This is a genomic window from bacterium (assembly GCA_030655055.1).
Lineage (GTDB): Bacteria > Edwardsbacteria > AC1 > AC1 > EtOH8 > UBA5202.
Genome location: JAURWH010000038.1, coordinates 1 through 11,822, shown reverse-complemented (window position 1 = coordinate 11,822; position 11,822 = coordinate 1). Strand labels below are relative to the sequence as shown.

The window sequence follows — 11,822 nt, the reverse complement described above, 5'->3', positions numbered from 1 at the left end:
AGCAGGTTGTTGCCCAGCAGGCGGCCGATCAAAAATTCCAGCGAAAGGTAGTAGACCCGCTTGGCATCGCTATGATAGTAGGCCTGCTGGGTCTTGATCCAGCGCTCCACCAGCCGCTCCCGCACGGTCAGGGCCAGGCTGGTGAAGTAGTCCCGTTCGGTGGCCGAGTACTGGTCCTTGGCCAGGCCAAAGGTCAGGTTGTCGCCGAAGGAGCGCTTGATGGAGTTCTTGTCCAGGCCCTGCCGGGTGACGGGGTAGGAGTTATTTTTTTCGTGGTCGGGCATCTGTGTCCTTACTGCTATAAGCTATAAGCTGTATGCTTTCAGCCTTTAACTTTAAGCTTTTTGATGAAGGCGATGAGCATACATTAAATTTCTATCGGGTACAGTCGAGGCGGTCAGCTGCCGTAAAATATTAAAAGCAGCGGTTTATTAAAAAAGGGGTATAAAATCATTAGATAATTCTATCTTGTCAGAGTCAGGATAAAAAATATAAGTATCATATGAAAACATATCATCAAGATCGTGATAAACCAACATTACGGCTGTGTTATTTGTAGTATAACTACAAAGCGCATTAATTTTTATAGGCATAAATATATCACCGATGCTAAATTTCACATTTTTATAAACAGTAATTATTTGATTGTTTTCGATATATGCTAAAGATAGAAAACAAATACCCAAGGGATAATTGTAATTGTAATAACAATTAACGACATAATAATATTTATTCTTGGGCGGATAATATAATTTAAGTATTTCTTTTGACGTTTTTAACGAGTCTAGATGTATTACATTCCGGTTTACTTGTACTGACTCAACAAATGCTTTGCTTAATGTTCCATATTCCTTTTCTAACCAGTTATTAAAGAAAGTATGCTCATCGGGGTTCAAATTCCGTATTTTCAATGTATCTAACGGGAAGTAATTTGGTGGTTTTTTTAAATATACTAAACCAGGACCTCTGGAAATTAAATCACCCTTTCTATATGAAGGGTAATTAGCACTTATTATTTTAGCTCTGTAAAAATAGCTATATAGATATTCAGGGTAGCTACGGTCTCTGTAGATAGAGTCAATTAACGCCCTCATCGGGTTACACCAAGGCAAGCAAACCCATACAACGTTGTTTTTCTTCAGCAATGAAGAATCCGAATAATTATTAATAGTATCATTAACGTCGTATTTATCGTTTAAATCATTTGCTATGAAAGTTATTTTGCCATTAGAAAAGTCACCGATCCATCTGCTGAATAAAATTGAATCTGGATACAAAGATGTGTCAACGGCACATTCAATTTTAGAAATTAAAGGGATACTATCTGTTTTAATTTGATTATTTGTGAAGGGGGTATCTCTTTTTGTGAAAAGTATCGTTATGGTCACGAATAACAGCAAAATAGGCACTGCAATAAACAATATTTTTTTTAACATGTTATTCTCTCAATTTAATTGCTGCTAACTAATGTGTTTACGCAACTATTTTGTATAAATTTACTATGCCCCGAACAACGCATCCTCTATCTTATATGTTCCCAGCCCCGGCGCGTTCATAAACCCGTGCCAGGCGGCCTCGGCGTAGCGCCCGCTCTCCAGCACGTAGAACAGCCACTGGTCCACGTAGCGGGGGTCCTCCTGCAAAAAGCCCGAGCCGATGTGCTCCAGCCATTCCTGGTTGAACTTCTCGTGGGCCCCCACCGGCGGGGCGATGATGATGGGCAGTCCCAGCGCGGTGTAAAAGGACATCTCCGAGGGCTTGGTCCAGATGATGTCGGTCTCGTGCAGTTCCTGGTTGAAGGCGGCAAAGTAGGCCCGCTTGTCCAGGCCGTAGATCACCTTGATGCCGGAGCGGCCCTCGCAGTCGCAGCCCATGGCGCTAAGCTCCTGCTTGAAATAACTGGCCACGTCCAGCCGGGTGCCGGCCACCAGGGTCACCCGGACCTTGCCCTGCTCGATCTTCTTCTTCAGCGATCTGACGATGGTGATGCCGATCTCGGTCTGGGCCCCGGCCCCGCCCACCATGTAGCACAGGGTCACCGGGCGCTTGCTCTTCTCCTTGACATCGCCCAAATATTTATGGATCACCTCGCGGTAGGCCGAGATGAACCGGTTGTTGGGATCCAAGGTGGGCAGGCGCTCCAGCAGGTCCTTCTTCAAAATTGACTGGTCCCGGCCCCCGATGTTCTCCCGGGGCAGGGGAAAGCCGGTCATGGTTATCCGGTCCTCGGGCACCCCATACTGGCGCAGGCGCATGGAGGCGTGGCGGGAGGGGGTCAGGTAGTTTATCCGGGACTCGGCCGGGTTCTTGCTGACCCAGACCCGGTTCATGTCGGTGTCGGTGATGACGCAGTAGACCCGCTGCATCCCCAGGTAGTCGGCGGCCAGGGCCGGGATGAAGTGGGTGGCGATGAATGGCAGGCTTTCCTTTTTCACGTAGTCTATCAGGCTGGAGCACAGGCCCCACTTCTCGATCATCTTCTTGGTCCTCAGCACCGTGGCGGTGGGCCGGTAATCCACCTTGAAAGGGTAGAAGGGGGCGATGGCCTGCAGTTTGTCGTACAGCCCAAAGATGAACGGCCCGATGCCGGGAATGGACTTTAGCCGGGAGACGGTCTCGTAGCCGATCCGGCTCCACTCCCAGATGTTCTTTTCCCGGGGCGAGATGATCTGGTCGTTGTTGGCGGTGATGATCCGCTCGTTGGCGATCTCGTTAAGGGGATAGGCGGCCCGCTGATGGCCATAGCCCATGTCCACCGAGACCACCCAGGCCCGCCTGGAACCTTCTTGTGCCGGCATAGTCTTTAGCTGTTGGATTATTGATAAATGATTATCTAACTTACTTAGGAACCTTTATCCACAGACGTTGTAGTGAGTGGCAACCGAACTATTAACGCAGATGATAACGATTTTATTTTTGCTAAAAATATTAGCTTGAATAGAAAAAATCTGTGAAAATCTGTGAAATCTGCGGATAGAAACCACAAGTCACTGCCTCGAGATCTGCTCCGCGAACCTGTCCAGCTCCGCGGCATACTGGCTGCCGGCCACCTGCTTGGTCCTGACCGTAAGAGTGGCTAAAGCCTTTTGCCCCAGGATATCCTCCACCTGGGAGAAAAGCCCCTGGTCGCCGTAGCCGCCCATGGTGCAGAAACAGGCCGACTTTTTGACCTTGGCTTTCTGCTGGGTCAGGTAGGTCCTTAAGGCCGGAGCCATGGTGCCGGCCCAGACCGGCGAGCCCACCACCACCAGGTCGTACTGGGCCGGGTCCTTTTGGGCCGGGGAGATCACGGTCATGAATTTTTTGACGGCATCCCGGCCGCCCTTAAGCCAGCCCATGATGCCCTTCCGGCTGGTGTTGTCCACTAGCTCTTCAGTATCGGCCTGCAGTTTGGCCGCCAGGGCCAGAGCCAGCTTCTTGGTGAACCCGGTGCGGCTGTAATAGACCACTAATGTTTTCATTGTATCTCCATTCTAAAGTATATTTTCTTTGCCACAAAGACACCAAGACACAAAATGATTTTATAATTTCCTATTTCCTATTTCATTTGTCCTTTTCGTGTCCTTTCGTGGGCAGCGTTACCCCAGCAGCCGGTGTATGATCTCCACCGAATCCACCCCGGCGGCCTCGGCGTTGAAGTTGGTGATGATCCTGTGCCTCAGCACCGGCAGGGCCAAAGCCCTTACATCCTCAATCCCCGGAGCCAGCCGGCCCTCCAGGATGGCCCGGGCCTTGGCGCCCAGGATCAGGTACTGCGAGGCGCGGGGGCCGGCCCCCCAGGCCACGTACTCCTTTACAAAATCCGGCGACTCAGCGGTCTTGGGGCGGGTGCGGCGGCAAAGGCTGACCGCGAACTCCACCACGCTGTCGGCCACCGGCACCCGGCGCACCAGCTGCTGCAGGGCCACGATCTCCGCCGCCGACAGCACCGGCTTGATGCTGGCCTGGTAGGCCGAGGTGGTGCTTTTCACTATCTGCACTTCTTCATCGGACGAGGGGTAATCCACCAGGGTGTTGAACATGAAGCGGTCCAATTGCGCCTCGGGCAGGGGATAGGTGCCCTCCTGCTCGATGGGGTTCTGGGTGGCCAGCACGAAGAACGGCTCGTCCAATATAAAGGTGTTGCCCCCGGCCGTCACCTTGCGCTCCTGCATGGCCTGAAGCAAAGCGGCCTGGGTCTTGGGCGGGGTGCGGTTGATCTCGTCGGCCAGCACGATGTTGGCGAACACCGGGCCCTTGAGAAACTTGAAGAACCGCTTGCGGCTGCCTTGTTCCTCCTCGATGATGTCCGTGCCGGTGATGTCCGAGGGCATCAGGTCCGGGGTGAACTGAATGCGGTTGAAGCTCAGGTTAAGGCTTTGGGCCAGGGTGTTGATCATCAGGGTCTTGGCCAGGCCGGGCACGCCCACCAATAGCACATGGCCCCCGCAGAGCAGGGCGGTCAACAGCTCGTCGATCACCGCCTGCTGTCCCACTATGACCTTGGACAGCTCGGTTTCGATCTGTTTTTTGGCTGAGGCCAGGCTTTCCACCGCCTGGAGGTCGTTCTTTTTGTCCAAAATATCAGGCCTTTCAAAATGCTAAATTCTAAATCACAAAAACTAAACAATATCCAATTCCTAAAAATAAAACTCAAAACAAAGACTTTAGGATTTAGATATTATCATTTAGGATTTGCATAGCTTATTCACGGGCAGAATAAGCTATGTTATTAGTCTATCAGATTTAAATGCTATAAGTCAATCATAAAATCAGTATTTTATCGGCAGCCGGCCGGTCCGTCATAGTGTTGTAATAAATCTTCATTTTTCGGGAACCGGAAGGCATTCTTTGTTACTCTAATCCTATATCACTAATTGTCCAACAAGGAGTTATCGCCATGCACATCAAAAAGTTGTTTTGGATTATGTTACTGTTCCCAGCCATTGCCTGGTCCCAGGGGATCAGCTGGGGGCCGCGGGTGCGGGTGGACGATGCCACTGGAAGCGTCCCCCACGAGGCCATCCATCCCTACACCATCATCGATGACAGCCTGGCCGCCAATCCCCGGGTCTACACCGTCTGGGAGGACGACCGGGACAACGACGGCAACCACGCCATATACTTCGCCAGATCCACCGACCTGGCGGCCACATATTCCCGGCCCAACGTGGTGGTCTGCAACGACAGCCTGGACAACGTCTTTCCCTGGATGGTCAAGGGGGCTTCGGGCGCCATCTACATTGCCTGGCAGGTGAAATATCCCGACACCAAATGGCGGATATACCTGTCCAAATCCACCGACGGCGGAAACACTTTCAGCCAGCCGGATACCGTCAAGGGAGTGTGGGTCAACAACAACAAGGACGACCAGAACAACTACGGCCCCCTGCCCCGGATCGCGGTCGATCCCAGGGACAGCCTGCTGTACCTGGTGTGGACCGAGGCCTTTGGCACCACCGCCACCAAGATCAGGATGGCCTACTCGCTGACCAGGGACGCCAACTTCACCGGCATGGTCCGGGTGAACACCGATTCCACCAAGGCCGCCAAGCACCCGGCCATCGTCACCGACGACAGCGGCAAGGTGTTCGTGACCTACGAACAGTCCAATTCCGGCAACACCAACGATCCCCAGTGCGACATCTATTGCAACAGCTCCGGCGACTACGGCCTGACCTTCGGCACCGACGCCATGATCAACGACAACGGCGACGTGGCCCGGATGCAGAACCCCACCATCGACCGGATCAACAATAAGACCATGGTGATCTGGGAGGACACCCGAACCGGGGTGGCGGCCTCCAACGCCCAGCCGGTGCTGTTCTTCAGCCAGAAGGCCGACAGTTCGGCCGCCTTCTCGGCCAACGTCCGGGTCAGCGACACCCTGTCCGGCACCTGGAACTACCGGCCCCGGATGGCCATCGACCAGACCACCGGCAACATGATCGTGGTCTGGCATTCCAATTTGGGATCCACCGATTCCCTGTTCGAGCTCAGGCTGTGCGCCTTCAATGATACAGTCAACCAGTTCACCCCGTCCTACAAGATGTTCGACACCTACACCGGCAACAGCGGGGCCAACTTCGGCAACATCTTCTATCCCCCGGCGGTGGCCATCACCAACATCGACTCGGTGGCCAATTTCTTCCTGGTCTGGCGCGACCTGATAGAGGACACCACCGGCAACATCTACTCCCGGCACGGCCATGTGGTGGTCAGCCAGGTGGACCTGGACATCTTCCCCGACCTGCTGGATGCCGCAGGCGACAGCCTGAACTTCGGCGTGCTGCCGGCCGGGCCGGCCTATGTCTCCCGCAGTTTCAGCATAGTCAACACAACCAGCGGCATCAATCCCGATTCCCTGGACGGCCCCAGCACCGCGGTGATAGACAGCCTGACGGCCAACGGCATCACCCTGCACAATGTCGACAATCCCTCGCTGACCCTAAGCGCCGGATTCATTGAATCCCCGGCCTCGTTCCCCGCCCTGAGCATCGGGCAGACCCTGGACGTCACCGTGACCCTGTATGTTCCCGAGGGAACCCCGGCCGGGCGCTACGTGGGCTACGCCAAACTGCGGGCGGTGGGCAACGACCTGACGGTGGACACCGATTCCATCCGGATCGTGGTCCAGGGCCCGACCGCGGCCGCCGACCTGGAGAATCTCAGGGTCTTCCCCAATCCTTTCAAGCCCTATATCGGGCATACCGTGGTCAACTTCGAAGGGCTGACGTCTTTGGCCACCATCAGGATCTACGACATCAAGGGACGGTTGGTGGAAGAGATAGCCGAGACCAACGGCGACGGCCTGGCCACCTGGGCCGCCAAAGCCGCCAGCGGGGTGTACATCTATTCCGTCACCAATCCCCAGGGGGCAAAAAAGACCGGCAAGATAGCCATAATCCGATAACCGAAGATATTTCTATCCGCAGATTACGCAGATAAAAAATAAAGGGGTAAATCATATAGTTGAATCTGCAAAATCTGTGAAATCTGCGGATCCGTAAGTTTCATCAGAAAATAAATGGAGAATGAAGATCATGAAAAAAATATTTTATTCAACCGTGCTGCTGCTTTTTGCCGCCCAGCTTTGGGCCCTGACCCCGGGCGACAAATCAGCCGTCTTTTTAACCCTGCCCCAGGGAGCCCGGCCCACCGCCATGGGCGAGGCCTACACCGCCGTATCCGGCGACATCTACGGCGGCTTTTGGAACCCGGCCGGGGTGGCCGACCTGGGCCCGATGGCCTTCACCGCCAGCATGGCGCCCACCTATCTGGACATGTATTACGGCTACCTGGCCGGGGGAATGAGTTTTGGCAAAAACGCGGTGGCCTTGTCCGTCACCCATTTCAACTACGGCGACATGGTGGGGCTGGACCAGTACGCCCGCAACGAAACCACCTTCAACGGCACCGATCTGGGCATTGCCGCCACGTATGCCCGGCGCTTCGTCAAACAGAAGATGCATCTGGGGGCCTCGCTCAAGCTGGCCAGCCAGTCATTGGAGGAGGAATCGGCCACTTCGGTGATGATGGACCTGGGCGCCATCAAAAAATTCAACCGCTTCACCCTGGGGGCGGCGGTTAAGAACCTGGGGTCCGGCCCCAAGTTCGTGGACGAGTCTGCCGGCCTGCCCATCACCTTTTCGCTGGGCTGCAGCTATTACTTTTACAACCTGCCGCTACTGCCTGTGTTCTCGCTGGATGTTCCCCTGGACGATATGCCGTCAGTGGGACTGGGAGCGGAATATAACCTGCCCAAGTATCTCAGTCTTCGCGCCGGACTTAAGACCGACCGTGACCAGGGATTCTTATCCATGCTCAGGTTCGGGCTGGGGGTAAATGTCAGCGGGATCTCGGTGGATTACGCCATGATCCCGGGGGACGAGATCGGGTCGACCCACATGATCACTCTGGGATATAGAAAATAAAAAATCAAAAGGCAAAAATAAAATTAATTGTGTAATTACGATGTGAATACGTTTAGTAGTTTGTAGTTCCCTCCTTTTCGTTAACAGCCGCCTCCGGAATCCTCCTTCGTCTCGCTTTGGCGGGACTACGGCGGACAAGACACCGGGGCGGCTTGGTTATTTTGCTTGATTTTGTCCTTCTTTGGTAGTATGCTTAAAGCATATTTAAAAACAAGTTTTTCATCTTTGATCTTACTATGTTTTGGATTGAAAAGAGGCTTAAATATATAGACATATATATGGACAAAATATATATTGACATCAATATAACAATATGATAATATTGTGTTTACAGTGGACATATTAAAGGACATGTATGAGGACATATATTACGACACATCCTTGGATAAAATTCAACATAGACCTTCGCCCAACTCTGCCGCAATTATGGATGTCGCTAGGCGAGGCCTCATCTAAATGCGAACATATAGCCGGTGTGCCATTGCGTCCCCAAACAGCCAAGGAGATGCATCTGATCTACCTGGCAAAAGGAGTGGCCGCAACCACCGCCATAGAGGGCAATTCCTTGTCGGAAGAACAGGTCTTACAGCACATGGACGGCACGCTTAAACTGCCGCCCTCAAAAGAATATCTGGCCCAGGAAGTGGAAAATATAATTACGGCCTGCAATCAGATAGGCGAACGTTTGCGTAACGGCGTGGTTGAGCTTACTCCGGAACGAATAACAGAATTCAACCGGCAGGTGCTGAATAAACTTACGCTGGAGAAGGATGTTGTGCCGGGCGAGATCCGGGCGCACTCGGTGGTGGTGGGTAATGTTTACCGAGGGGCGCCGGCCGAAGACTGCGGGCATCTGCTGGAGCGCTTATGTCAGTGGCTGAACAGCGATGACTTTAAACCTGCAGCAGGCATGGAGACGGTTTATGCCATCATCAAGGCCGTAGTGGCTCATATTTACCTGGCCTGGATACATCCTTTCGGCGACGGCAACGGACGCACCGCCCGCCTGGTGGAATTTCAGATACTATTGTCCGCCGGAGTGCCCACCCCGGCTGCCCATCTACTAAGCAATCACTACAACCAGACCCGCACCGAATACTACCACCAGCTTGATTCGGCCAGCAAGACCGGCGGTGAGATCATTCCGTTTTTGTCTTACGCTGCGCAGGGGTTTGTTGACGGTTTAAGGGAACAGTTGGAACGCATCCGCAATCAGCAATGGGATGTTGCCTGGGAAAATTACGTCCATGACATGTTTCACAGCAGGATCAGCCGTTCCGATATCCGGCAGAGAAACCTGGTCCTGGATATTTCCCATTCCGAAAAGCCGGTGCCGCCCCAAAAGATCGCCGAACTTTCGCCCCGGCTGGCCAGGGACTACGCCAGCAAAACATATAAAACGATCCAACGCGATCTGAATGCCTTGGAAAAAATGAACCTGATAGAACGGACAGCAGACGGGGTAAGAGCCAAGAAAGAAACCATACTGGCTTTCCTGCCGTGGAAAAATAGCAGTAATCTTTAGCTAAAAAGGAGCACCATGGAACGCATCGTCCAATTGCTGAAGGACCTGGAGGCCATTCACTCGCCATCGGGCTATACCGGCGCGGTGATGGACCACATCACTGAGCTGTGCCAAAAGAACGGCATAACCGCCCGGCGCACCAACAAGGGCGGGCTGTTGTGCGGGAACCACCAGGCGCCCAGGCTGGTGATCTCGGGCCACGTGGACACCCTGGGCCTGATGGTCAGCGGCATCAACAGCGACGGCTCCCTGGCCTTCACCAAGATCGGCTCGCCGGTGCTGGCTTCGTTCGAGGGCGAGTATGTCACCATCATCACCTCCGAGGACAAAAAGTTCCGGGGCACCCTGCTGTTGAACAACCCGGCGGCCCACGTCAACAAGGAGGCGGACAAGGCCGAGCGCAAGACCGACAGCATGCACATCCGGCTGGACGCCGAGGTCACCAAGAAAGAGGAGACCGAGAAGCTGGGGATCCGCACCGGGGACTTCATCTGCTTTGACCCCCGTTTTGAATACACCGATTCCGGGTTCATCAAGTGCCGGTTCCTGGACGACAAGGCCGGCTCGGCCGCCATGCTGGACGCCCTGCTGGCGCTGGGTTCCAAGGAGCTGGAAAAACTGCCGGTGACATTCTTCTTCTCCAACTACGAGGAGGTGGGCCACGGGGCCTCGGCCGGGGTGCCGGCAATGGCCGCCGAGATGCTGGTGGTGGACATGGGGGTGGTGGGCGAGAAGGTGGACGGGGTGGAGACGGCGGTCTCCATCTGCGTAAAAGATTCCAACGGGCCGTATGATTATGCCATGAGGCAGAAGATCTCCCGTCTGGCCACGGCCCACGGCATTGCCCACCGGCTGGATGTTTTCCCGCTGTACGGCTCGGACGGAGGGGCGGCCTTGGCGGCCGGGTACGATATTAGGGTGGGGCTGATAGGCCCGGGGGTGAGCGCCAGCCACGGAATGGAGCGGACGCATTTGAAGGGGCTGAACGCGGCCAGGGACCTGCTGATGGCGTATATAAATGATACGTTGAAGTAGAAAGAGGTCAACTATAGTTAAAGTAAAAATGGTCATTAATTATTTAACCTTTAGGGTTAATAAAACACTTGACATTTACTGAAAATGATAGTATACTTTAAAAACAACAGCTTGGCAAAAACATTAGACAGCCAAAAAGAAATAGTCCGAACTTATGGCCCCGAGAACGGTAAAAAGATCATGCAACGTTTGCAGGAGTTACGGGCGTTTGAAAACTTATCCCAAGTACCTACTACGCCACCGGCAAGACGGCATGAGTTAACTGGTAATAAAAAAGGAATTTTTGCTGTTGATGTTAAACAACCCTTTCGTTTATTGTTTAAGCCGGCCCATGATCCGGTTCCTTTAAAAGGTAATGGCGGTATTGACCTGGAAAAGGTAACGGAAATAGTCGTTACCGATATAACCGATTATCATTAAACTTTTTGATTTGATTATAATGGCTCCACAAAAATATCATAGGTACAACCCGGATTATGCTGTAGCGCCGGGAGAAACCGTAAAAGAACTGCTTGAGAATCGGTGTATGTCCCAATCCGATTTAGCTAGTAGGGCTGATAGGCCGGTCAAGACGATAAACGAGATCATTAACGGCAAGGCGGCCATTACGCCCGAGACTGCAATTCAGTTTGAAAAAATACTAGGCCAGCCGGCTTCGTTTTGGCTTAATTTGGAGAACAATTATCGCGAGCAAATAGCCCGGTTAAAAGAAATTAAGTCCCTGAAAGAACAGGAAGATATACTTAAAAGCATACCAGTCCGGCATATGGTAGAGTATGGTTGGATAAAACAACAGCAGGATAAACCCAATCTTGTACGGGAACTCCAGGTGTATTTTGGCGTATCAGATTTAAAAAATATTGATAAAGCTGGCGCCGCCAGCGTGGCTTGGAGAAAAACCGATAAATTTACTGCCGATAAATGGGCTTTAACCGCATGGTTGAGAAAGGGCGAGATAGATTCTGCTGAAATGGAATGCGGTTCTTTTAATAAAAGTAAATTCAAAAAGACCATATTTAAAATCCGTGAATTTACTCAACGAGCAGATGATGCTGTTTGGACAGACATAGTGAATCTTTGTGCGGACAGCGGTGTTTCTGTGGTCTACGTTCGGGAATTGCCGAAATTAAGGGCAAATGGTGCAACTTACTGGCTGGATAAAAAACCGGTTATTCAGCTTTCGTTGCGGCATAAAAGGAATGATATATTGTGGTTTACTTTTTTTCATGAAGTAGCCCACATATTACTGCACGGGAAAAAGGGAATTTTTATTGAACTTGATCATGAAGTTAACGTTAAAGAACAGGAAGCGGACGATTTTGCTGCAGAGATGCTTATACCCACAAAGG

11 protein-coding genes are annotated in these 11,822 nt (G+C 52.4%); 6 read left to right on the top strand and 5 right to left on the bottom strand.

Annotated elements, in window-relative coordinates; all coding sequences use genetic code 11:
• The 5 genes from Q7U71_01715 to Q7U71_01695 all read right to left on the bottom strand — a co-directional run.
• The coding region (locus Q7U71_01715; protein MDO9390470.1) for a glycogen phosphorylase at positions 1–284 on the bottom strand (284 nt) is incomplete at its 3' end.
• A 147-nt stretch (positions 285–431) separates the two neighbouring features.
• Entirely contained in the window at positions 432–1,436 is a 1,005-nt protein-coding gene (locus Q7U71_01710) for a hypothetical protein (GenBank protein MDO9390469.1), read from the bottom strand.
• Between the two features lie 63 nt (positions 1,437–1,499).
• Positions 1,500–2,798, bottom strand: coding sequence for a hypothetical protein (locus tag Q7U71_01705; GenBank protein MDO9390468.1), 1,299 nt, complete (start codon positions 2,796–2,798; stop codon positions 1,500–1,502).
• 189 nt (positions 2,799–2,987) lie between these two features.
• Complete coding sequence (locus Q7U71_01700) at positions 2,988–3,461, bottom strand: flavodoxin (GenBank protein MDO9390467.1); 474 nt, start codon at positions 3,459–3,461, stop codon at positions 2,988–2,990.
• 117 nt (positions 3,462–3,578) lie between these two features.
• Entirely contained in the window at positions 3,579–4,559 is a 981-nt protein-coding gene (locus Q7U71_01695) for a MoxR family ATPase (protein ID MDO9390466.1), read from the bottom strand.
• A 320-nt stretch (positions 4,560–4,879) separates the two neighbouring features.
• Between Q7U71_01695 and Q7U71_01690 the strand changes: the two genes are divergently transcribed.
• The 6 genes from Q7U71_01690 to Q7U71_01665 form a co-directional block, all read left to right on the top strand.
• On the top strand, positions 4,880–6,892 hold the full coding sequence (locus tag Q7U71_01690; GenBank protein ID MDO9390465.1) for a T9SS type A sorting domain-containing protein: 2,013 nt from the start codon (positions 4,880–4,882) through the stop codon (positions 6,890–6,892).
• A 130-nt stretch (positions 6,893–7,022) separates the two neighbouring features.
• Positions 7,023–7,913 carry a PorV/PorQ family protein gene (locus Q7U71_01685; protein ID MDO9390464.1) on the top strand — a complete coding sequence of 297 codons (891 nt, stop codon included), beginning with the start codon at positions 7,023–7,025 and terminating at the stop codon, positions 7,911–7,913.
• Positions 7,914–8,388: 475 nt separating this feature from the next.
• The gene (locus Q7U71_01680; GenBank protein MDO9390463.1) at positions 8,389–9,438 is read left to right on the top strand and encodes a Fic family protein; all 1,050 of its coding nucleotides are present in this window, start codon (positions 8,389–8,391) and stop codon (positions 9,436–9,438) included.
• Between the two features lie 15 nt (positions 9,439–9,453).
• On the top strand, positions 9,454–10,473 hold the full coding sequence (locus tag Q7U71_01675) for a M42 family metallopeptidase (protein ID MDO9390462.1): 1,020 nt from the start codon (positions 9,454–9,456) through the stop codon (positions 10,471–10,473).
• Positions 10,474–10,584: 111 nt separating this feature from the next.
• A complete protein-coding gene (locus Q7U71_01670; protein ID MDO9390461.1) occupies positions 10,585–10,893 on the top strand; it encodes a killer suppression protein in 309 nt (102 codons plus the stop codon).
• A 19-nt stretch (positions 10,894–10,912) separates the two neighbouring features.
• On the top strand, positions 10,913–11,822 hold a 910-nt coding region (locus tag Q7U71_01665; protein ID MDO9390460.1), incomplete at its 3' end, for a HigA family addiction module antitoxin.